23 protein-coding genes and 1 tRNA gene are annotated in these 22,248 nt (G+C 63.4%); 9 read left to right on the forward strand and 15 right to left on the reverse strand.

Going from position 1 to position 22,248, the window contains the following annotated elements; all coding sequences use genetic code 11:
* Window positions 1–297: 297 nt before the first annotated feature.
* Genes P8192_RS09105 through P8192_RS09115 form a run of 3 tightly spaced genes read left to right on the forward strand, consistent with a single transcriptional unit; the run spans window position 298 to window position 1,118 of the window.
* Window positions 298–531 carry a DUF2188 domain-containing protein gene (locus P8192_RS09105; RefSeq protein ID WP_278156420.1) on the forward strand — a complete coding sequence of 78 codons (234 nt, stop codon included), beginning with the start codon at window positions 298–300 and terminating at the stop codon, window positions 529–531.
* A gap of 17 nt (window positions 532–548) precedes the next feature.
* Window positions 549–830: a hypothetical protein gene (locus tag P8192_RS09110; RefSeq protein WP_278156422.1), complete on the forward strand. Its 282-nt coding sequence runs from the start codon at window positions 549–551 to the stop codon at window positions 828–830.
* Window positions 831–872: 42 nt separating this feature from the next.
* Window positions 873–1,118: a transposase gene (locus tag P8192_RS09115; RefSeq protein ID WP_278156424.1), complete on the forward strand. Its 246-nt coding sequence runs from the start codon at window positions 873–875 to the stop codon at window positions 1,116–1,118.
* A gap of 140 nt (window positions 1,119–1,258) precedes the next feature.
* Here P8192_RS09115 and P8192_RS09120 read toward each other — a convergent pair.
* Window positions 1,259–2,454 (reverse strand): IS3 family transposase gene (locus tag P8192_RS09120; RefSeq protein WP_431521102.1). Its coding sequence is split into 2 segments (ribosomal slippage): window positions 1,259–2,173 and window positions 2,176–2,454, totalling 1,194 coding nucleotides; the frame shifts between segments, so codons are not numbered across the junction.
* 189 nt (window positions 2,455–2,643) lie between these two features.
* A tRNA-Pro gene (locus P8192_RS09125) sits at window positions 2,644–2,720 on the reverse strand.
* A 102-nt stretch (window positions 2,721–2,822) separates the two neighbouring features.
* On the opposite strand from P8192_RS09125, the gene P8192_RS09130 reads away from it, so the two are divergent.
* On the forward strand, window positions 2,823–3,356 hold the full coding sequence (locus tag P8192_RS09130; RefSeq protein ID WP_278156426.1) for an adenine phosphoribosyltransferase: 534 nt from the start codon (window positions 2,823–2,825) through the stop codon (window positions 3,354–3,356).
* Window position 3,357: 1 nt separating this feature from the next.
* On the opposite strand, the gene P8192_RS09135 is transcribed toward P8192_RS09130, so the two are convergent.
* From P8192_RS09135 to P8192_RS09155, 5 genes are read right to left on the reverse strand one after another with little or no spacing between them, the layout of a single operon-like run.
* On the reverse strand, window positions 3,358–3,894 hold the full coding sequence (locus P8192_RS09135; RefSeq protein ID WP_278156428.1) for a mycothiol transferase: 537 nt from the start codon (window positions 3,892–3,894) through the stop codon (window positions 3,358–3,360).
* Between the two features lie 46 nt (window positions 3,895–3,940).
* Window positions 3,941–5,488, reverse strand: coding sequence for a ribosome biogenesis GTPase Der (der, locus tag P8192_RS09140; RefSeq protein ID WP_278156430.1), 1,548 nt, complete (start codon window positions 5,486–5,488; stop codon window positions 3,941–3,943).
* Entirely contained in the window at window positions 5,481–6,236 is a 756-nt protein-coding gene (gene cmk, locus P8192_RS09145) for a (d)CMP kinase (protein WP_278156432.1), read from the reverse strand. The genes der and cmk overlap by 8 nt, the downstream gene beginning before the upstream one ends.
* A 2-nt stretch (window positions 6,237–6,238) precedes the next feature.
* Window positions 6,239–7,417 (reverse strand): prephenate dehydrogenase, encoded by a 1,179-nt coding sequence (locus tag P8192_RS09150; RefSeq protein ID WP_278156434.1) that lies wholly within the window; start codon window positions 7,415–7,417, stop codon window positions 6,239–6,241.
* The gene (locus tag P8192_RS09155; protein WP_278156436.1) at window positions 7,414–8,340 is read right to left on the reverse strand and encodes a pseudouridine synthase; all 927 of its coding nucleotides are present in this window, start codon (window positions 8,338–8,340) and stop codon (window positions 7,414–7,416) included. The genes P8192_RS09150 and P8192_RS09155 overlap by 4 nt, the downstream gene beginning before the upstream one ends.
* A gap of 212 nt (window positions 8,341–8,552) precedes the next feature.
* Here P8192_RS09155 and P8192_RS09160 point away from each other — a divergent pair, with 212 nt between their 5' ends.
* Window positions 8,553–9,857, forward strand: coding sequence for a Swt1 family HEPN domain-containing protein (locus tag P8192_RS09160; RefSeq protein ID WP_278156438.1), 1,305 nt, complete (start codon window positions 8,553–8,555; stop codon window positions 9,855–9,857).
* Here the strand turns inward: P8192_RS09160 and scpB are convergent.
* Genes scpB through P8192_RS09180 form a run of 4 tightly spaced genes read right to left on the reverse strand, consistent with a single transcriptional unit; the run spans window position 9,795 to window position 14,107 of the window.
* On the reverse strand, window positions 9,795–10,391 hold the full coding sequence (scpB, locus tag P8192_RS09165; protein WP_278156439.1) for an SMC-Scp complex subunit ScpB: 597 nt from the start codon (window positions 10,389–10,391) through the stop codon (window positions 9,795–9,797). The two genes, P8192_RS09160 and scpB, sit on opposite strands and share 63 nt — an antisense overlap.
* Window positions 10,388–11,185, reverse strand: a complete 798-nt coding sequence (locus tag P8192_RS09170; protein ID WP_278156441.1) for a segregation and condensation protein A — start codon at window positions 11,183–11,185, stop codon at window positions 10,388–10,390. The genes scpB and P8192_RS09170 overlap by 4 nt, the downstream gene beginning before the upstream one ends.
* Before the next feature lie 53 nt (window positions 11,186–11,238).
* Window positions 11,239–13,200, reverse strand: coding sequence for an AMP-binding protein (locus P8192_RS09175; protein ID WP_278156443.1), 1,962 nt, complete (start codon window positions 13,198–13,200; stop codon window positions 11,239–11,241).
* A gap of 46 nt (window positions 13,201–13,246) precedes the next feature.
* Window positions 13,247–14,107: a ParA family protein gene (locus P8192_RS09180; protein ID WP_270107545.1), complete on the reverse strand. Its 861-nt coding sequence runs from the start codon at window positions 14,105–14,107 to the stop codon at window positions 13,247–13,249.
* 279 nt (window positions 14,108–14,386) lie between these two features.
* Here P8192_RS09180 and P8192_RS09185 point away from each other — a divergent pair, with 279 nt between their 5' ends.
* From P8192_RS09185 to P8192_RS09200, 4 genes are read left to right on the forward strand one after another with little or no spacing between them, the layout of a single operon-like run.
* A complete protein-coding gene (locus tag P8192_RS09185; protein ID WP_431521103.1) occupies window positions 14,387–15,082 on the forward strand; it encodes a GntR family transcriptional regulator in 696 nt (231 codons plus the stop codon).
* A 41-nt stretch (window positions 15,083–15,123) separates the two neighbouring features.
* Window positions 15,124–16,641, forward strand: a complete 1,518-nt coding sequence (locus tag P8192_RS09190) for an MmgE/PrpD family protein (protein ID WP_278156447.1) — start codon at window positions 15,124–15,126, stop codon at window positions 16,639–16,641.
* 1 nt (window position 16,642) lies between these two features.
* Window positions 16,643–17,593, forward strand: a complete 951-nt coding sequence (gene prpB / locus P8192_RS09195) for a methylisocitrate lyase (protein ID WP_278156449.1) — start codon at window positions 16,643–16,645, stop codon at window positions 17,591–17,593.
* The gene (locus P8192_RS09200; protein ID WP_278156451.1) at window positions 17,590–18,741 is read left to right on the forward strand and encodes a bifunctional 2-methylcitrate synthase/citrate synthase; all 1,152 of its coding nucleotides are present in this window, start codon (window positions 17,590–17,592) and stop codon (window positions 18,739–18,741) included. The genes prpB and P8192_RS09200 overlap by 4 nt, the downstream gene beginning before the upstream one ends.
* 76 nt (window positions 18,742–18,817) lie before the next feature.
* Here P8192_RS09200 and P8192_RS09205 read toward each other — a convergent pair whose 3' ends face one another.
* Genes P8192_RS09205 through P8192_RS09220 form a run of 4 tightly spaced genes read right to left on the reverse strand, consistent with a single transcriptional unit; the run spans window position 18,818 to window position 22,248 of the window.
* Window positions 18,818–19,708, reverse strand: coding sequence for a hypothetical protein (locus P8192_RS09205; RefSeq protein WP_278156453.1), 891 nt, complete (start codon window positions 19,706–19,708; stop codon window positions 18,818–18,820).
* 29 nt (window positions 19,709–19,737) lie between these two features.
* Window positions 19,738–20,598 (reverse strand): hypothetical protein, encoded by an 861-nt coding sequence (locus tag P8192_RS09210; RefSeq protein WP_278156455.1) that lies wholly within the window; start codon window positions 20,596–20,598, stop codon window positions 19,738–19,740.
* Between the two features lie 43 nt (window positions 20,599–20,641).
* Entirely contained in the window at window positions 20,642–21,634 is a 993-nt protein-coding gene (xerD, locus tag P8192_RS09215; RefSeq protein WP_278156457.1) for a site-specific tyrosine recombinase XerD, read from the reverse strand.
* Window positions 21,634–22,248, reverse strand: coding sequence for an NUDIX domain-containing protein (locus P8192_RS09220; RefSeq protein WP_278156459.1), 615 nt, complete (start codon window positions 22,246–22,248; stop codon window positions 21,634–21,636). The genes xerD and P8192_RS09220 overlap by 1 nt, the downstream gene beginning before the upstream one ends.

Below are 22,248 nucleotides of genomic sequence, written 5' to 3' on the forward strand. Positions count from 1 at the left end.
ATCCACACTACCGGCGACCACCGACACGGCGACGCGCACCGCACCGATCTGGCCTGGAGTTGGATCCTCGCAGAGCGGGAGCAATCGAGCTCAGAACCGTCTCTGCAAGCTGTCCGTATTATCTCACAACCAGCGGTGACTGAGAAGAGCCAGAACGAACCAAAAACACAACATCTAGTATCCGCAGGGCTATCTATCCACAATATCTTGCGACACGCGCTCGATGACACCTTCGATGTCCGACCCTGTCTCTACGCTTGAAGTAGCAGCATCAGAACCAACGGAAGGAGAGCTGCTATGGCAAAGGCCGATTACACCGTTTACAGAGACGGAGACGACTGGGTGGCGAAGGGCGTGGGCAACCAACGTGCTTCTGCCCGGACCAGCACTCAGCAGGCCGCCTACGACAAGGCGTGGGGCTACTCGAACAATGCTGGCGGTGGCGAAGTCACCATCGCGGGCGTCGACGGGAAGTTCCGCGCTAAGCACACCATCCCGCCCGCCAAGGATCCCCGGAACATTCCGGGCTGACCGAGAGGAGGCCAATCATGGCCAAGATGAAGCTGGACTTCAACGAAAAGGCGTTCCGCCGTGAAATCGAGAAGCAAACCCGTGGTGCTCTCCGGGACGAAACCCGCAGGATGCAGCGAGAAATGGACCGATTCACCGCTCGGTACGCGGGTCTGCCGGTAGAACAGGTCAAGCCCGCTCTGAAACAGATGTGGGAACGCGATGGCGGTAGCCTCACGGACCCAGAACTCACCGAGTACGCCGAGGTAATCAGCGAGGGAGGCCAGATCAACTTTCAGCTGGGAGACTACCGCTGGTAGCCACTGCCTCCACCGTGAATTGCCATGCGGCAAAATAGCCGTATGGTTCGCTACTCCGACGACTTCCGGCGTAAGGTCATCGCCGCTGCTCGGGAGAGTCACGAACCGCGTTCCCAGGTTGCCCGGAAGTTCGGCGTTACGCCTGCGACGCTGAACAACTGGCTCAGCACGTTCTACGCGGAGAACCCGCAGGAGCTGGAAGCGGACAACCAGGCATTGCGCGATGAGCACGCGCTGCTACTGGCAGAGCAGGAAGAACTGCGGAATCAGCTGCCATGGCTCCGGTAAATTATTGTCTGCCAAGTTGTCGCTGAAAGAAACCAGCCGATGACCAGCGCGGTACGTCATGCTCGCCACCGGTTATAGACGTGCACACCCACTCTGCGCCGGGGCTGATGCAGGAACTGGTGACAGGTTCGGTTTCCTGTTCAGACCGCTAGTGTCAGCGCCTGCGTGAGCAGTTTCTCCTCATAGGCGATCGGGGTCAACTTCCCCAGCCCTTTCTGCTTCCTCCTTCGGTGATACGTCCGCTCAATCCACCGCACGATCCTCAGTCGCAGCTCTTCTCGTGTGGCCCAGGGCTGGGCGTCGAGGACGTTGTTCTTCAGCAGCGAGTAGAAGGACTCCATGGCCGCGTTATCCCCGGCCGCGCCGACTCTGCCCATGGATCCGACCAGGCTGTGGCGCTCCAGCGCGCGGAGGAATTTCTTTGCTCGAAATTGAGATCCGCGGTCGCTGTGGACGATGCATCCGGCCACCTCAGCACCCGTCCGGCGGCGGTTGGCGATCGCGTTATTGAGCGCACGTACGGCCAATGACGCCTTCATCCGGGTATCGATGGAGTAGCCGATGATCCGCCGGGAGCAGGCGTCCTTGATCGCACACAGGTAGAGCTTGCCCTCACCGGTGTGATACTCGGTGATATCGGTGAGCCAGACCTCGTTCAGCGACTTCACGGAGCTGAACTGCCGCTGCACCAGGTCATCGTGGACAGGCGGACCGGGGCGGGTGCCCTTGCCCTTCTTCCTGCGGCTGATCACAGAGAACACCCCCTGGGAGCGGCAGAGCCGCCACGCGGTCCGATGCGCCATCGGGTAGCCGGCCTCTTCTGCTTCATCGGCGAGGTATCGGTACCCGAACTCAGGGTCATCGCGGTGGGCATCGATCAGCGCGTTGAGCCGGTGGGCCTCTTCCCATTCCTGATCCGTCACAGGATTGGCCAGCCACTGGTAGTAGGGGTGGCGGGCGATCTTCAGCACCCGGCACGTTACCGCCACAGGGATTCCCGAGGCGGCCAGATCGCATACGAGCGGGTACTTCATTTTGACCGGATCTGAGCCTGCCCGAAGTAGGCAGCGGCCCGTCGCATGACCTCCAGCTCTTGCTCGAGGACTTTGATCCTGCGGTTCGCTGCTCGCAGCTGCGCCTTCTCATCACTGGTGGCACCGGGCTTGCGATCAGTGGTGTGGCCGGCGTCGAGGTCGGCTTGGCGCAGCCACTTGTTCAAAGTGCCGACATGGATCCCGAAGTCCGAGGCGATCTGGGAGATCGTGGTGTTCTCATTCCGGTTCTGAGCGAGCCGGACAATATCGTCGCGGAACTCTCGGGGATAGGGCTTAGGCATGATGACAATCCTTCCAGGCCAACCATCGGCTAGCCAGATCAGTTGTCACCTATCCCTGCATCAGCCCCAACCCGCGCGCAAACCCACGGCACAGAAAAAACGATTGCCCGGGAACCGAACCCACGGTTCCCGGGCAATCTGTCATGTCTGAACCACCACATCTGTAAACGATGTGCCGACTCAGAACAATGGTCGGGCATGCGGGATTTGAACCCACGACCTCTTGACCCCCAGTCAAGCGCGCTACCAAGCTGCGCCAATGCCCGTGATTCAGATGCCTTCAGCATCTTTCACCTGAGATAGCTTACATCACGGTGAACGAGAACAGCGAAACGAGAAGACGTGTTGTTCACGATTACAGTGGAGACATGTCTTCTTCCACACAACTGTCACCCGCGATCGAGGCTGCCCGGTCTTTGATTCGCACTATTCCTGACTATCCGAAGCAGGGTGTGCAGTTCCGCGACATCACACCCCTCATGGCGGATGCTCAAGCTCTGCGCGACTGCGTGGAAGCCCTCATCGAACCGTTCTCGGGCCGGTTCGACCTCGTCGCGGGGGTAGAAGCACGCGGATTCCTGCTCGCCGGTAGCGCAGCCATGGTGGCTGGAGTCGGGCTGGCGCCGTTGCGCAAAGCGGGCAAACTCCCCCGACCTGCAGCCTCCGTCAACTACGACCTGGAATATGGGACGGCAACGATCGAGGCCTCCGAAGACATCATCCCGGGGATGCGGGTGCTGCTCTTGGACGATGTGCTGGCGACGGGCGGAACGCTCGCCGCCGGACGCGCGCTGATCGAGAAGATGGGTGCGGAAGTTGCTGGCACGGCCGTGCTCATGGAGCTGGAAGGACTCGGCGGTCGCACGTTGGTGCCCGAGGTTCACGCGCTCTTCAGCATGTAGCTCAGTGAGATGGGCGCAAGGGCATCCCAGCGATATACGCGGCTTGTCCGACGTGCTGGACAGCATCGTCGATCACACTGATCACGCGGACGCCCAGGGTCGCCGGAGGGTCATAGTGATGATCGACCACCCGGTCGAGCTCTGACGCGTCCAACGTCTGAATCCACTTCCCCAGATGCTGGTACACCGCTTCCAGGTACTCGCGCAGCAGACTCTTTCCCTCCTGCGTTGCTGGCACGGTGATCGCTTCAGCAGCGGCTGGGTTTTGGCCGTACCCCATGTCGAGGGCGCCGAGGTCCTGACCGTCGAAGTCGAAGCGCTGCGCAAACCCCTGAGCCGTCCAGACCTCTGAGGTGTCAGATAATGGGGCGATCTGCGCATCCGTCTCACGGGCCGAGTGCCACAGTAGCCAGGCGATGGAGTTGGGATGTCCACCGGGGTGATCATTGATCCGCGCCGGCTCCAGCTCGTCCCAGAAGTAGTCCATGGCCTGCAGAGGCCGGGCAGCGAGGTCACTCAGAACAGTGATTGCATCCATGGTTCTAGAGTGACCCCGTTGCCCGGCCTCATGCCAGAGTTGAGTTTCAGCGGCGCTTGCGCTTTTCGCGCACGCGCATCCCGATCTCGATCGGAGTGCCCTCGAAACCGAAGGTCTCGCGCAGTCGGCGCTGAATGAAACGGCGGTATCCCGGCTCCAGGAACCCGGTAGTGAACAGCACGAACTTCGGCGGCTGCGTTGACACCTGGGTGGCGAAAAGGATACGCGGCTGCTTCCCCCCGCGCACCGGGTGCGGATGGGCTGCGACCAGCTCACCCAGGAACGAATTGAGCTTGCCGGTGGGAATGCGCGTGTCCCAGGACTCCAGTGCGGTCTCCAGTGCCGGAACGAGCCGGTCCTTGTGCCAGCCGGTCTTTGCTGACAGGTTGACTCGCGGCGCCCAGGTCACGTGTTGCAGGTCGAGGTCGATCTCACGCTCCAGGTAGAAACGGCGGTCGTCCTCCATCAGGTCCCATTTGTTGAAGGCCAGGACCATGGCACGTCCCGAGTCCAGCACCATCTGGATGATGCGCACGTCCTGCTCGGAGAGCACCTCGGAGGCTTCCAGCAGCACCACGGCCACCTCGGCCTTATCGAGAGCGGACTGGGTACGCAGCGAGGCGTAGTAGTCCGAACCGGAGGCCATGTGCTGACGACGTCGAATACCGGCGGTATCCACGAAGCGCCACGGCTTGCCACCGAGCTCGATGTACTCGTCCACCGGGTCACGCGTGGTGCCAGCGGTCTCGTCGACCACCACACGGTTCTCCCCGGCCAGCTTGTTCAGCAGTGAGGACTTGCCCACGTTCGGGCGCCCCACCAGTGCGATACGACGTGGCCCTTCGAGGTTCAGCAGGTGCCCGTATTCGGATTCCTCGGGTAACACCTCGATCACGCGGTCAAGGAAGTCACCGGTACCCCGGCCGTGAATAGCCGAGACCGGGTACGGGTAGTCGAAACCCAGGCCCCAGAGCTGCGCAGCTTCGGCTTCCAGGGCCATGTCGTCCACCTTGTTGGCGACCAGGATGACGGGCTTGCCGGATCGGCGAAGCATCTTCACGACCGCTTCATCGGTGGCGGTGATGCCCACGGTGGCGTCCACGACAAAAGCCACGGCGTCAGCCACTTCGACGGCGCGTTCTGCTTGCTCCGCCACGCGAGCGTGAATGCCCTTGGCGTCGTGTTCCCAGCCGCCGGTATCGACGAGGGTGAACTCGGTGCCGTTCCATTCGGCCTGGTAGCTCACACGGTCGCGGGTCACGCCGGGGACGTCTTCCACGACGGCTTCGCGGCGGCCGATGATGCGGTTGACCAGGGTGGACTTGCCCACATTGGGGCGACCTACGATGGCCAGCACCGGCGGAATGATCTCGGGGTCGGCGTCGACGTCAATGCCGTCCCATTCGGCGAGCAAGGCGGCGTCGTCGGCTTCGAGCTCGTAGTCCTCGAGACCGGCGCGGAAGGCATCGGCGCGAGCCTGCTGTTCTTCTTCGGTCATCGCGGCCAGGCGCTCGGCGACCTGGTCGTCACCGGACGGCTGGTATTCCTCGCCAGCGCTTTCGGCGGACCCTTGATTATCGGGGTGTTCAGTCATGGTGTATCTCCGTACGTGTCGGCGCAACGTCGCTGCGCGGTGGTGCGGTTTGTGCCTCGATCGCCTCGAGCACGGCCTGCACTGTTTCTTCGAAAGTCAAGGCGGAGGAGTCCACGAGGGCCACACCCTCCGCGGGGGTCATGAAATCCACCACGGTGGAGTCCTTGGCGTCACGTCCGGCAACCTGTGCCGAGAGCTCCGTCTGCGTCACTGCGGAACCGGCTTCGTTGAGTTGGGCACCGCGCCGGGCCAGGCGCACTTGCTCCGATGCGGTGAGTAGGATGCGGGCGTGGGCGTCGGGGGCCACCACGGTGGTGATGTCGCGGCCTTCGGCCACGATGCGCTCGGACTGATCGATCAGCTCGCGCTGCCGACCCACCAGGAGAGCCCGGGCGTCCCGGTTCGTGGCCACCGCTGACACCAGGCTCGAGATGTCCGGGCTACGGATCTCCTCGGTGATGTCAGAATCGGCGACGACGACGCGCTCGTGATCCGGATCGGTGGAGATCACCAGCGGCATCTGTTCTACTGCTCTGGTGACGGCTTCAGGATCGACCTCATCGGAGCTGAGGTCGATCCCCGTGTACTGCGCCCACCAGGCGGCTGCGCGGTACATGGCACCGGTGTCGAGGTAGGAGGCGGACAGGGCGCGCGCCACCTGCTTCGATACCGACGACTTTCCGGACCCTGAAGGCCCGTCCAAGGCGATGACCAGATGGTTCCGGTCTGTGGTTTCGGGGGTGTTCATGCTCAAACCACCTTCCATCCGCGATTCGTCAGTTCCTCGACGAGTTTTTCCTTGCGGCCGGGCACGACCGACACTTCCAGCATGCCGACCTCGTAGCCGGCGGAGTGATCCAGGCGCAGGTCCTCCACGTTGATGCCAGCCTCGGCCACATCGGTGAGCACCGCCACGATCTGTCCCGGGGTGTCGTCCACCAGCACGGTCACGACTGAAAAAGCCTGCGGAGGGGCACCGTGCTTGCCAGGAATCCGGGCCTGGCCGCGGTTCCCCTCGGAGATCAGCTGGGCGACGTCGAGCCGCGAGCCATCCGCCGTCGGGTTCTCTAAGGTGGTGATCAGCCGGTCCAGATCCTCGCGCATGCCATGCAGGATCGGGGCGATCTGTGGGGCGTTGGCGGTGAGGATCTGCACCCACAGTTGCGGGTCCGAGGCCGCGATCCGAGTGGTGTCACGCAGCCCGTTTCCGGCAAGGGACAGCGCCAGCGTGGACGTGTCCTGGAGCCGTGAGGCCAACAGCGAGGCCGCGATCTGAGGCAGGTGCGAGATCAAGGCCACCGAATCGTCGTGCTCGGCTGCGGTCATAGTGAACACGGTGGCTCCCAGTAGCCGCGCCAGGTCCTCGGCGGCGGCCACGGAATCCGGCCGGGTCGAATCCTCAGCGCAGATCACCCACGGGGCCGCGGTGAACAGCGCACCACGAGCAGCGACCGGGCCGGAGCGTTCGCGTCCGGCCATCGGGTGAGTGCCCACGTAGCGGCTGGCTTGAGATGCGGTGATGCGCTGATCAATCACGGCACGATGCACCTGTTCGGCGATCGCACCCTTCACGGAGGCAATGTCCAACACGACGGCGCTCGGATACATTTCCAGCGCGCGGATGATCTCCTCGCCTGCCACGTCAGGAGGGGCAGCCACCACCACGGTGCCGGGCTGGCGGCCCGTGGCCGCAGCAGACTCAGAGTCCAGGATGGTTCCGGCGCCGATGTCCTGCGCCACGGCCAGAGCCGAGGGTGACGGGTCGGAAAGCAACACCTCGAGCCCTGCGGCGCGCAGGCCCAGTCCGATGGAGGTACCGAGCAGCCCGGTGCCGCGCACCAGCACCGGCGTCGGAATCGTATGGCGGGCTTGAGTGGTCTGGGTGACCTTCTCCAGCGCCGCGGTATCTTCGGCTGGAGTCGGGGTCATAGCTTGACCGCCGACATCAGGTGTCCGATCTCCTGATCATTGAGCGGGCGCACGGTGCCCTGTTTCTGGTTGCCAAGAGTGATCGGGCCCATGGCCACGCGCACCAGGCGCTGCACAGGGTAGCCAACCTCCTTGAACATGCGGCGCACCACGCGGTTTTTCCCGGAGTGCAGCACCACCTCGACGAGCACGTGCCCGGGGGTGGAGTCCACCACACGGAACGAATCGACCCGGGCTAGGCCGTCCTCAAGTTCCACGCCCTCGCGCAGCTGCTTCCCGATGCCTTTGTCGAGTGGACCGCGCACCTGCACCAGGTAGGTCTTGGCGATGTTGTAACGCGGGTGAGCCAGCCGGTTGGCCAATTCGCCGTCGTTGGTCAAAACGAGTAGCCCTTCGGTCTCGTTGTCGAGGCGGCCCACGTGGAACAGGCGCTCCCGAGTGTCCTTGACGTAGTCTGCGATGCAGGGCCGGCCCTCCGGGTCCTCCATGGTGGAGATAACACCACGGGGCTTATTGAAGGCGTAGTAGACCTGTTGGGTCGACGCCCGGACGCGGATGCCGTCAACGTGGATCACCGCGGTGGCGGGATCGACGCGCACACCGAGTTCGGTGACGATGACGCCGTCGACTTCAACGCGACCTTCGGTGATCAGGTCCTCGCATACTCGACGCGAGGCCACACCGGCCCCAGCCAGCACCTTCTGCAGGCGCTCGCCTTCGGGCTGGTGCACCTGGGAGAAGTTCTGTTCGGCCTGATCCCCGGTGGGACGGTTCTTCTTGACATTGCGGGCCGCGCCCAGATTGCGATCGTAGTCGGCTTGGCCGAAGGGGCCGCCCTTGTGACCGGTGGCGGGAGTACGGCGGGATGAGGCACGGCGGGGAGAATTCCCTGGACCGGAGCCTCTCGGCTTGCGGTTGCTCATGAAAAATCCTGGTTCTAATTCAGAGATATGTGCTCGGAGTCGAGCGTGAGTACCTTCATTGTCTCATTACCCGGTGGTGGAAGTGAACTCGGCATCGCGTTCGGTGTTCGATAGCACGCTTAGCCTGTCCGTGCTGGGTGGTTCACTCTCCCATACAACCAACAGTCGGTTGCGGAGTCCGACGAATTATCAACGCACACGAGGAGAACATCATGACCCTGACCACCATGCCGGAAGCAGATCTGCCCAGCTATTGGATCTCATCCGCACTGAAGATTCTGAGCCCTGCTCTCGACCAGCACCTCGCCAGGGTCATGGCCGAGGAAATCGGCCCCGATCTCGAATGGACCATGGTGCTGTCCGAACTGGACCGACAGAAGGGCGTCCCGCCCCGCGCCTATGAACACACCGACCCGGCCTTGCAGCTCAGAATGATCACGGAACGGTTGGGCGCCCTGGGGCACCCCTTCGACCGTGGCAATCATCGCCGACTTTTCAGCACCTACGGCCAGGTGCTGCGGCTGTCCCGGAACCTGGTGGCGCATCCCGGCGACGAGATCGAGCCGTTCCATGCTCTCACAGCCGTCAACGCTGCAGCCGAGCTTGCGTCATACATCAAAGCCGAACAGACACTGACATCACTCGAGCAGCTGCGCGCCAAGATCCTGATATTCATGTATCGCGATACCAAAGAGAACCCCCTCTCGGATCCACACCCCCGTGAGGATCACTCCGACGTCATCGCCGATGACACCCGCGTCGACGAGGTCGCTGATCCCACCGATGCTTCTGAAGAAACGTCACCCACCACAGTGAAAACGGCGCCACCGGCGCAGTCCAGTGAAGAGAAAAAGTCCTCACAACTCAGTGCCCGGACGTCACTGACGCAACGGATCATGGCTTGGGAGCCGATGGAACCGGAATTGATCGGTGAACGCGATCAGATCGAGAACATGCGCACCGGCCGCGCTCGCGCGGTCGTACGCCAGGCCATCGAGTCGCTGGTGGATGATTATGGCCCGATCCACCAAGACGATCTCGTCCGTGGGGTCACTCGCATGTTCGGCGTGAAGCGGACATCCAAGAAACTGACGAAGAGCATTTCTCACCAGTTACAGAACGCGCCCATCACCATCGATGACGACGGGTTCTGCTGGAAAAACGACACCGAGCCCCGTCGGTGGCGTCTCTTCCGCGAGTCGTCGCAAGAACAGCGTCCGATCAAGGCCATCTCGCCCTGGGAACTGATGAATCTGGTCGACGTCGTTCTGGCCGAACAGGCTTCAGGGCTAGCCCCGGACGAGCTGATCACGGCCCTGGGAAACCGTTTCGGCATACAGCGCGTGTTCACGGCGAACGCCGACTGGCTGAAACGCGCTATTCGCTGTGCTCAGGAAGCCGAGCTGATTCACCTCTCCGACGGTCGCTACCACTCGGTGCAGGCGATGGATCCCTCACGACTCGGGAAAATCGTCCAAGTCGCCCAGGCCGGGCAGCAAGGGCGAGAGCTTCGGTAGCTCGTCCAGCGAGTCGATGCCCAAAAGCTCCAGCAGGTACCCGGTGGTCGTGTACAGGGTGGCACTCGTCACCGGTTCCTGACCAGCTTCGGCGATGAGGCCTCGGGTCACCAGGGTGCGTATCACGGAATCGGAGTTCACTCCGCGGATCCCTGCCACCCGCGAGCGCGTGGCCGGCTGCAGATACGCGATGACGGCGAGGGTCTCCAGGGCGGCTTGGCTGAGTTTCGCGGTGCCGCCGTCGGCCATAAACCTTTCGACGACGCTGGAGTGCTCGGGACGGGAGTAGATCCGCCAGCCGCCGGCGATCTCGCGCAATTGGAAGCCACGCCGCGGTCCGCTGCCCAGACCGTCGTAGTCGGCAGCCAGCGCACGCAAAGCGGCGCGCACTTCGGGGCTGGGAGCGGAGACTGCTTGGGCGAGTTGGTCTACGGTGGCGGGCTCGTCGATGACCATCAGCACCGATTCCAGGTCCGCGTATAGCCGTTCGACGCCCGGGTCGTGGCCGTGACTGTCGGTGTCGAGTGCGGTCATGAGATCGCGGCCCACTCCACGGTGATTTCACCCAGCGGCGTCGGCTGGTCAAGCTGGATGAGCCGGTCGCGGAACATTTCCAGCAGCCCCAGGAATCGAGCTACGACCACCAGAGACGATTCGGCGTCGGCGATGAGCTCGCCGAAGCTCAGCACCCCGGCGGTCGAGAGGCGCTGGGCCATGATGGTGGTTTGTTCTTGCACGGACACCGCTGGCGCGTGGAGATGATCCACCCCCACGGTTTCAGCTGGCTCCACGGGGCGGTTCAGCACCTCGTGTGCGAGCTGACCGAATTGCTCGGCGCTCAGGGTCCAGACCAGTTCGGGCAGCACCGACAGCAGCTGCGGATCGATGCTGGCTTGCCGCGGCGTGCGTGCGGATTCGATCTCCATACGGGTGCGCATCAGTCCGGCAGCTTCTTTGAACGCTTTGTACTGCAGCAGCCGTGCGAAGAGAAGGTCCTTGGCTTCGAGCAGCGCCAGTTCTTCTTCTGGGTCGGAAAAGCCCGAGGGAAGGAGCCGAGCCGTTTTGAGATCCAGCAGGGTGGCGGCCACCACCACGAAGGAGCTGGATTGGTCCAGTGCCGCCTCGGTGGTTTCCAGGGTGCGAACATAGGAGAGGAACTCGTCGGTGACCTCGGCCAGGGCGATCTCGGTGACGTCCATCCGGCGCCGAGCGATCAGCGAAAGCAGCAGATCAAAGGGACCGTTGAAATTCGGCAAGGTCACGAGGAAACCGGACGCAGCATCATCGACCGTTTCGGCGTCGATAAGCGTGGTCGCGTCCTCGGTCATTCCCGTGCCTCCTGTCTGCTGTTCGCTGGGGTTTCTCCTCAGTATCGTACCGGTCAGCGAGCGCGACGCAGGATTGGCGCGAGCGCGTCGAGCACCGTGGCATCCTCAATGGTGGAGGGCACTTTCATCTCATCCCCCTGAGCCAATTGCCGCATCGTCTTGCGCAGGATCTTCCCCGAACGGGTCTTGGGTAGCGCTTCGACGATGGCGACCTCTTTGAAGTCGGCGACCGCTCCGACGGACTCGCGGACCGTCGCCCGCAGCTGCGCCAGGAGCTCCTCTTCTGCGGTAGAGCCACTTCCCGGGACCTCAACGCCAGATTTCAGCACCACGTAGCCGAAAGGGCGCTGGCCCTTGAGCTGGTCGTCCAGACCGATGACCGCGCATTCGGCGACCGCCGGATGGGAGGCCAGCGCCTGTTCGAGTGCCCCGGTGGAGAGCCGGTGGCCCGAGACGTTGATGACGTCATCGGTGCGGCCCATCACGAACAGGTAGCCGTCGTCGTCGATGTATCCCGAATCTCCGGTGGCGTAGTACCCGTCGAAGGCTGTGAGGTATGAGTCGATGAAGCGCTGGTCATTGCCCCAGAGGGTGGGCAGGTTGCCGGGCGCCATCGGTAATTTCAAGCAGATATTGCCTTCTTCACCGGGGCCCACCGGCTTGCCGAGGGCGTCAAGCACCTCGACCGCGTATCCGGGTGAGGGCACGGTGCAGGATCCTTCTTTGATGGGCAGCGGCTCGAGGCCCACCGGATTGGCGCCGATGGGCCAGCCGGTTTCGGTCTGCCACCAGTTGTCCACCACCGGCACCCCGAGCAGATCCGCAGCCCAGCGCTGGGTCTCAGGGTCCAGCCGTTCCCCGGCCACGAACAGGGTCTTGAGGCTGGAAAGGTCCCGGCCTTCCCGTAGCAAGCCGTCGGGATCCGTCTTGCGAACGGCCCGCAGCGCGGTCGGGGCGGTGAAGAACGAGCGCACCCCATACTCTTCGATCAGCCTCCAAAAGGCTCCCGCATCCGGGGTGCCCACCGGTTTGCCTTCGTAGAGAATCGAGGTGGCCCCGGCCAGCAGGGGCGCGTAGACAATATAGGAGTGTCCGACCACCCAGCCGACATCCGAGGCGGTGAACATGACCTGCCCAGGCCCGACGTCGTAGATGTTCTCCATGGACCAGCGCAGCGCAACGGCGTGCCCGCCGTGATCGCGCACCACCCCTTTGGGTGCGCCAGTGGTACCGGAGGTATAGAGAATGTACAGGGGGTCGGTGGCGCGCACTGGAACCGGAGCCACCGCATCCGCCTGAGTGATGGCGTCGTCCCAGTCGAGCCAATGAGTAGGCGCTGACTGCGCCGAGACGTCAGCCACGGCGGTCTCGAAGCCGTCGCGGTGTTTGACCACCACCGCCTCCACCCGGTGTGTTGCCAAGCGAAGCGCTTCGGCCACCGCCGGCAGATACTCAATACGTCGTGTTGGTTCCACGCCTCCGGTGGCGGTGACCACCGCAGTCGGCTGCGCGTCGTCGATGCGAGCTGCCAGTTCCTTGGGCGCGAAACCGCCAAACACCATGGAATGCACCGCGCCCAGGCGAGCACACGCAAGCATCGTGATGGCCGCGGCAGGAATCATCGGCAGGTACACCACTACACGATCGCCTGCATTCACTCCGGCGGCGCGGAGCATCCCGGCGCAGCGTGCAACGTCCTCGGTGAGCTCGGCATAGGTGTAGGCGGTGCGTTGCTGGCCTTCAGGGGCCAGTGGCGCGTCATGAATCAGGGCGGGCCGATCACCAAAGCCGGCCGCAACATGACGGTCTAAACAGTTATAGGACGTGTTGAGCACCCCGTCAGGGAACCAACGATAGAGCGGGGCGTTACTGTCATCGACGGCTCGGGTGGGCGCCGCGTCCCAGTCGATCTGCATTGTAGCCTCGAGCCAGAAGGACTCGGGGTCCTCGACGGAGCGACGGAAGACGTCTCGATAACGACCAACGGACTGTGTGTGATGGATCTCACTCGTCATGCGGCCACTTTACCGAGTAGCCGCATGCCTGCCGAGACCTCACAGCTTACGGAGCGCCGCCGCGGGAAATCAGTTCACGAGCCAGCTGCTGGTAAGCCTTGGTTCCTGGATGCGTCGAGGCGAAGGTGGACATCGGCTCGGCCGCCACCGTGGCATCGGCGAATTTGATCGTGCGCTTGATGACGGTCTCGAAGACCTTGTCACCGAAGGCCTCTACCAGGCGACCCACGACTTCTTTGGAGTGCAGCGTGCGCGCATCAAACATGGTCGCGAGCACACCGTCAATCACGAGGTCCGGATTGAGCCGGTCCTGGACCTTCTCGATGGTCTCCACCAGCAGTGCCACCGCGCGCAGAGCGAAGAACTCGGCGGTCAACGGGATGATGACACCGTGAGATGCCGTCAGCGCGTTGATCGTCAGCAGCCCCAACGAGGGCTGACAGTCGATCAAGATCACGTCATAGTCATCACGGACCTGACGCAGCGCTCGCTCCAGAACCTGTTCGCGGGCCACCTCGTTGACCAACTGCACCTCGGCAGCCGAAAGGTCGATATTGGCGGGCAGCAGATCAATGTTCGTGAAGTTAGTGGAGAGGATGGCGTCACGCGCCGTGACTTCGCGCTCCATCATCACGTTGTAAACGGTCACGTCCATCTCGTGCGGACTGGTCCCCAGTCCGGCAGACAGAGCGCCCTGCGGGTCAAAGTCGACCATCAGAACCTTGCGCCCGTATTCGGCCAAGGCAGCACCAAGATTAATGGTCGAGGTCGTCTTCCCGACCCCACCCTTCTGATTGACCATGGAGATCACGCGGGCAGGGCCATGGGAGGACAGCACCGGCGGGGCCGGAAAATCGTGCTTGGGTCGACCCGTGGGCCCGATGACCGGATCTCCCGTGATCATCATGACTGGCAACGGTTCCTGCGAATCAGTCACGCGCGACCTACTCCTGACATGTCGGTGGCAAAGACTCTGAGTCAACACTAACGCCGCGTTCGAGTTTGCGGGGATTTTGAGTCACGTTCACGGCGAGCCTTGAGGTTAAAGTCCAGCATGAAACTCTCCCCGCCCTTCAACCTGAAGGTGAGACCCCTAAGAGATTGAATGTATACACAAGTTAGGTTTTTCACCCAGAACTCCCCCGCGGGAATCGCCGCACCGTGATTTACTGTATACACTGGCACTATGCGGGCTAGTGATCGTGCTTACACTCAACTGCGGGACGAGATCATGTCTGCGTCTCTAGAACCGGGCACCGTACTCACCGAAGTGGAGCAATCCGAACGTCTCGGCGTCTCGCGTACTCCTGTTCGCGAAGCCCTCAACCGGCTCCAGGCCGACGGGCTGGTGGCCAGCCACCGAGGCCGTGGCCTGACAGTCACCACCATCAGCATGCACGTGGCCGATGAGCTCTTCGACATTCGGCTCGCTATCGAGCCACTGGCCGTCCGCCGCGCGGCCGACGCCATGTTGGATACGGCATCCGACGCCACCGAAGCACGGGCCCGCTTCCAGGATTTGGCATTACGTTTTCGCACCGCGGAGCAGCAATGGCACGACGCCGACCAGCCGGCGGTCGAGGATTATTACGACCTGACCCGCCAGCTCGATCGTGCCGTCGATGAGACCTGCGCGAACCCCTATCTGGCGCAGATTCTCACCGGACTGCGGCTCCATCTAGCCCGCCTGCGCCGCTTATCCCAGCATGACCCGGCTCGACTGGCGGCCTCCGCCGGCGAACACGCCCGGGTAGCTCAAGCCATCGCCGCCGGCGCCCCAGACCTGGCCGAAGCCGCATCCCGGATCCACCTCCAGTTGGCCCTGCAGCACCTGCGACTGCGGATCAAGGACGATATCGACAGCCCGCAAGACCCTGAGTAACCCCACAAGACCCTGAGTAACCATGCAAGAGAGGATCAGCAATGATCAAACATTCCGTGCGAGTACACCGTTCTGAAGAAAATCTGCAGCGCGCCGACCAAATGGCCTGGAAGATGGCCGAGGTCGCCGTCGATCCGGTCGCCGTCGAGCCCGAGGTCGAAGAGATGATCATTAACCGGATCATCGACAACGCATCCGTGGCCATTGCCTCACTGAACCGCGGCCCCATCATTGCGGCCCGGGCGCAGGCCACCACACACCCCGCGACCGCCGGCGGAACCGGCGCCCAGATCTTCGGTATCGACGGCGCGTTCTCCCCCGAGTGGACCGCTTGGGCTAACGGCGTGGCCGTGCGCGAGCTCGACTATCACGACACGTTCCTGGCCGCCGAATACTCGCATCCCGGCGATAACATTCCGCCGATTCTCGCCGTCGCTCAGCATACCGGATCCACGGGTACTGATTTGATCCGCGGCATCGCTACTGGCTACGAGCTCCAGGTCGACCTGGTGCGCGCGATCTGCCTGCACCAGCACAAGATCGACCACGTTGCCCACTTGGGACCTTCCGCTGCCGCCGGCATCGGCACCCTGCTGGGTCTCGACGCTGAAACCATCTTCCAGGCCATCGGTCAGGGTCTGCACACCACCACCGCCACACGACAGTCCCGCAAGGGCGAAATCTCCACGTGGAAAGCACACGCACCGGCCTTCGCCGGCAAAATGGCCGTCGAAGCGGTGGACCGCGCCTTACGCGGGCAGACCTCCCCTGTGCCGATCTATGAAGGTGAAGACGGCGTGATCGCTTGGCTGCTCGGCGGTCCGGAGGCCCGCTACGAGGTGCCGCTGCCGGGTCCGGGCGAAGCCAAGCGCTCTATTCTGGACACCTACACTAAGGAGCACTCCGCCGAATACCAGGCCCAGGCCTGGATTGATCTGGCGCGTAAGCTACACACCGAACACCCCGAGGCCACAGATCCGGATCAGGTGGAGTCGATCGTCATCAAGACGTCTCATCACACTCACTATGTGATTGGCACCGGCGCCAACGACCCACAGAAGTACTCGCCCACGGCCTCGCGCGAGACCCTGGACCATTCGATCCCCTATATCTTCACGGTGGCTCTGCAGGACGGCGCCTGGCACCATGTGGACTCTTACTCCCCCGAGCGCGCCGGGCGTCCCGACACCGTGGAGCTGTGGCACAAGGTGGTCACCGAGGAGGACCCGGAGTGGACGCGGCGCTACCACTCGCTGGACCTGAACGAGAAGGCCTTCGGCGGAGCCGTGGAGATCACTCTGAAAGACGGCACCGTGCTGCGCGATGAGATCGCCGTGGCCGATGCCCACCCGCTGGGTGCCCGCCCGTTCGGCCGCGAGCAGTACATCCAGAAGTTCCGCACCCTGGCCGAGGGGTTGGTCGCCGAAGAGGAGATCGCCCGCTTCCTCGAGGTCGTCCAGCGCACTACCTCCCTCGGTGCCGGAGAGCTGGATCAACTCAACATCACCGCTGCTCCCGGCGTCATCGACCTGGCAGCAGCACCGAAGGGACTGTTCTGAGATGCTCTACGCTCACACCACCGCCGAGCAGAAACGAATCCGGTTACGCCAGATCCTGCAGCCCGGTGCGGCAGCCCCGTTTCCGGGGGCATTCACCCCGCTCACTGCCAAGCTCATTCAGGACAAAGACTTCCCCGGGGTGTACATTTCCGGGGCCGTGCTCGCGAATGAGCTAGGCCTGCCCGATATTGGGTTGACCACGCTGACCGAGGTCGCAGCCCGCGGTGCCCAGATCGCCCGGGTCACCGATCTACCCGCTATCATCGACGCCGACACGGGATTCGGTGAACCGATGAACGTGGCCCGGACCATCCAGGAATTCGAGAACGCCGGGCTGGCCGGCTGCCATATCGAGGACCAGATCAACCCGAAGCGATGCGGTCATCTGGACGGCAAGATCATGGTCGACGAGCACACCGCCACCCAGCGGATCCGTGCTGCGGCTGATGCCCGTCGTGACGAGAATTTCCTGATCATGGCCCGCACCGACCTGCGCGCCACCGATGGGCTCGACACAGCCATCGACCGCATGCGTGCCCTGGTCGATGCCGGAGCCGACGCCGTGTTCCCCGAGGCGCTGAAAGACCTCGGTGAATTCGAGCGGGTCTGCCAAGCCATGGCCGAACTCAACGTCCCGGTGCTAGCCAATATGACCGAGTTCGGCCAGTCAGACCTGTTCACCCGCGAGCAACTGGCGGATGCTGGAGTGGCGATGATCATCTACCCGGTGACACTGCTGCGCTCGGCCATGGGTGCCGCAGAGCGGGTGCTCGACGCCATCACCGCGCAAGGAACCCAACAGTCCCAGGTGGGGCAGATGCAGACCCGCGCACGCCTCTACGAACTCGTGGACTACGCCGACTACAACCGCTTCGACACCTCCGTCTTCAACTTCCAGGTTCCCTCACGCGGAACCATGGAGACGGACACTGCAGAAAAGGAGCAGTCATGACCGATGCAACGGAGATTCGCAAAGGCCTCGCCGGAGTCGTGGTGGACACCACCGCGATCTCCAAGGTCAACCCCGATACCAACTCGCTGCTCTACCGTGGCTATCCGGTCCAGCAGTTGGCCGCCACGCAGCCGTTTGAGGCGGTCGCCTACCTGCTCTGGAACGGTGAGCTGCCCGACGCCGATCAGCTTGAGCGGCTCCGCGCCACCGAGCGCGCCCACCGAGGCCTCGACGATCAAGTCAAGGCCACCCTGGACCGGCTTCCGGTGGATACCCATCCCATGGATGCGGTGCGCACAGCCGTCTCCATCCTGGGCGCTCAGCACCCCCGCGCCGAAGAATCCTCGGTGGAAGCCGAACAGGCCAAGGCCGAAGAACTCTTTGCCGCGCTTCCGGCGGTGGTTGCCTATGAACAACGACGACGCCGCGCCGGCGGACCCACCGATCCGATCGCCCCGCGCGATGACCTAGATTATTCGCAGAATTTTCTGTGGATGACCTTCGGTGAGGAAGCCCCGGAGCCGGTGGTCGACGCGTTCCGCGTGTCGATGGTTCTCTACGCGGAGCACTCGTTCAACGCCTCGACCTTCACCGCCCGAGTCATCACCTCGACCCTGTCGGACCTGCACTCGGCGGTCGTGGGAGCCATCGGCGCACTGAAAGGACCCCTGCACGGTGGTGCCAACGAGGCAGTCATGCACACCTTCGACGAGATCGGGATCCGCCCGGAAGAGTCCGAAACCGAAGCCCGCGAGCGCGCCACCGCATGGATGGAGCAGGCGCTGGCCGACAAGAAAAAGATCATGGGCTTCGGCCACAGGGTGTACAAGAACGGCGACTCCAGGGTGCCCACTATGAAGCAGGCCCTGGATGCCATGATCGAACACTACGGCCGCCAGGAGCTGCTCGGGCTGTACAACGGTCTGGAACAGGCGATGGCCGAGGCCAAGGACATCCAGCCGAACCTGGACTATCCGGCCGGCCCCACCTATCACCTGATGGGCTTCGACACCGAGCTGTTCACGCCGCTATTCATTGCCGCGCGCGTGACCGGCTGGACCGCTCACGTCATGGAGCAGCGTGCAAGCAACTCCCTGATCCGCCCGCTCTCGGCCTACAACGGCCCGGACGAGCGCACCGTGAGCTAAACCGGCCCACCCACGGCATCACACACGACGGCGCCCTCCCTCTCACCGTGAGAGGGCGGGCGTCGCGTCGTCACGGTCACCCCGGCAGCGGCATGTCCTCATCAGCCGGTTCGTCGTACTCGATCGACCGGAGATTATCGGTGGTCGTCTGGTACCTCTCGTCCTCGAGGAATGCCGCGACGGTGTCTTCGCGTCCAGACTTTCCGGTGAGGTACTCCATCAACTCCTGGGTGAAAATAACCGAAATCAGCGTGGTTTCGCCTTCGTAATTTCCAGACAGCGGTGCAAAATAGGCCCACCCTGGCTGGCTAGCTGGATCGCTGTCGCCCGTCTCGGGCGCCTCCGGAGAGGAGACAATTTCCGAGACCGTCCGGTACTCGCCGGTTTCCCACCCCATGTCTTCAACATTGTGATCACGATCGTTCGCGCCCAACCACTGCACATTGGTGCGGAGGTAAACATGTTCGGCGCTATCGCGGCTGGGCAGATCCAACTCCTCCACATGGACAGTTCTCCAATGCTGAGCTCGCCAGCCGTCCGTATCGATAGCACCAGCGTGGAGAATCGCGTTGACGGTGATGTCGCCCATGGGGCTGGAGATTTCTATACTTTCACGCGCCACACCGTTGTACTGGTTGCTGGAGGCATCGTAGCCGACGGTCTCCGCGGTCCAGCCCTCGGGAACCTCGAAGCTGAACGTTCCACCTTGGGACGTGAACGTCTCCGTGGCAGGTGACTCCGCTGCGTCGTCTGATCCGGAGGTATCGTCGCTCGGCGATTGGGAGGGATCTGGCGTCCCCGCATCAGACTCTGAGGGTTCGTTGTCGGTCGGTTCCGTGGTGACGGTGACGGTGTCGCTCGGTTCCGCGTCAGTGTCGGCATCGGATGAACATGCAGTGACGGTCAGCCCGAGCACAGACGCGAGCGCGAGCACACTCAGGGAATGACGTCGTGAAGTTGCAGCCATGATGATTCACCTTTCGCTGAGGCCGAATGCTACTGAATCGGCATATCCTCTTCGGCGGGCTGTTCATAACTCATGGAAGCGAGAATCTCGCGGGTGGTCAGATACCACTCGTTCTCCAAGAACGCCTCGACGGCAGCGTCCTGTCCCGTCTCGCCGGTGAGTCCCTCGATGAGTTCTTGGTCAAAGGAAACGCCGATGAAGCTCGTTTCCCCGGCCCAGGTACCGGGCAGCGGCGTCCAGTAGGCCCAGCCGGCCAATCGGACGTCGTTGTCCGTCTCGCCCGGCTCAAGATCCTCGTCTTGGCTGACCACGCTGATGTTCATTCGGTAGTCGCCGTCGTCCCAGCCCACACCTTCGAGGTCGATGTCCTCGTCCTGTTCACCAAGCCATTCAACGGCGGTGCGCAGGTAGTTGTGCTCCCGGTCGTCGTGCAGGGGAAGGTCGGTGAGTTCCTCGACGTCGACCAGCTCCCAGTGCTGGGAGCGCCAGCCGTCGCCCGAGGTGGGTCCGTTGTGCACCGCACCGGAGATCACGATGTCGCCCTGGGGGCTGGAGATCCGGAAGACCTCGTACGGCGCGCCGTTGTAGTCGACATTGTCGGTGACGTACTCGGTGGTTTCCGCCGTCCAGTCCTCGGGCACCTCGAAGCTGAAGGTGCCGCCTTGGGTAGTGAAGGTCTCGGTGGCCGGCGCCTCATCGGTCGGCTCGTTCTCCGTGGGTTCACCGATGTCATCCGGAGCGGATGCGGTGGCGGTTTCGGTGACGGTGTCCGTCGGGGTGGGGTCCTCCTCCGGTTCAGAAGCACAGCCGCTGACCACCAGGCCGATGGCGGCAGCCAGCGAGAGCGCAGGCACCCACGGACGCTTGTTCTGTCGGTGAGTATTCACCACGGCGAACCTCCTAGGACGTGATGTTCCTCACCGTACCCACCGGCTAACCGCGAGCGCGAGGGTGGCTCGACGCATAGATTTCGCGCAGCGTCTCGGCCGTGACCAGGGTATATACCTGCGTCGTGGTGACCGAGGCGTGGCCCAGCAGCTCCTGAACGACACGCACATCGGCCCCGCCCTGCAGCAGATGAGTGGCGAAAGAATGCCGCAGCGTATGAGGCGACACCTCGACGTCGAGGCCCGCCCGCTCGGCCGCGTTCTGCAGGATGGTCCAGGCCGATTGGCGAGAGAGCCGACCACCACGTTGGTTGACGAACAAGGCGGCCGTGGCGGTGCGTGTGGTGGACTTGCGACGAGAGGAATCGCCCGCTTTGGCGACGATGCCGGGCCGGCCGCGCACCAACCAGGCGTCGAGTGCGGCGGCAGCGTAGGAGCCGAGTGGGACGATGCGCTCTTTGGACCCCTTGCCGAAGAGCCGCACCAGAGCGGGGCCTCGTTGATCGCCGTCCGTGCCCTGGGGGTTCTCCCCGATCGCTGTGCTGATGTCGTCGACGTCGAGACCCACCGCTTCGGAGATGCGGGCCCCGGTGGAGTACAGAAATTCCAGCAGGGCGCGGTCGCGCAGCCCGGCCGGAGTGTCCGTGGACACCGCCTCCAGCAGGGCCGTGACCTGGTCGATGCTCAGCGCCTTGGGCAGCCGCTGGCCCGGCTGCGGTGGGGCCACGTCGGCGGCGACGTCAGCGGTGACCAGGTCTTCGAGCAGCCAGAACCGATGTAGTCCGCGCACCGCCACCAGCGTTCGAGCGGCCGAGCGGGCGCTGAGCGCGCTACCGCCGTCCGTACCGGAGGATACCGCCTGCAGGAAGCCAGTGACGTGGTGAGTGGTGATGGACTCCGGCTCAAGCACCCGCTGGGTGTCCAGGTAGCGCAGGTACCGGGCGGTATCCCGTCGGTAGGCGGCCAGGGTGTTCGCACTGAGACCGCGCTCCACGGCGAGATGGTCCAGATATGCGTCGGTGACCTGCTGCAACGACATCACGGCTGGTCCGGGTCAGGGTTCCTTGTGCGCAGCCGAGCGGCCATGACCCCGATGAGGGTGTTGGCGTTGTGCAAGCAACCGTTCAGCGCGGCGGTGACGGCCTCGTCGAGGGGCACCCAGCGCCGAATCATGTGCGCTTCCTCGGCTTCGCGAGCATGACGCTGCTCGGCCGGGATCTCCTGTAGGCCGCGGGCTAGGAAAATCCTAATCGCTTCCGAGGAGGAACCCGGGGTGGGGTAATGGTCCATCAGCACAGACCAGTCGTTTGCGGACAGGTCCGCCTCTTCAGCGAGCTCGCGACGAGCGGCATCCACCAGTGACTCCCCCGGCACGTCGAGCAGTCCGGCCGGGATCTCCCAGAGCTCGGAGCGCACCGGGTGCCGGTATTGCCGGACCAAGCACACCTGATCCTTGTCGTCGAGGGCCACCACGGCGACCGCCCCGGGGTGTTCCACGAATTCGCGGGTCAGCTGCTCGTCCTCCAGGGTGAACGTCTCACGCTGCACCGACCAGATCGCGCCGCCGAATGCAGTGTGACGGTCCTGGACGGGTACGGAGCGCGCCACGTCACGCACGGGTGCAGTGTCGCTGTCGTCCAAGGTGTTCGTCAT

Source organism: Citricoccus muralis (assembly GCF_029637705.1).
In the GTDB taxonomy this organism is placed as follows: Bacteria; Actinomycetota; Actinomycetes; order Actinomycetales; family Micrococcaceae; genus CmP2.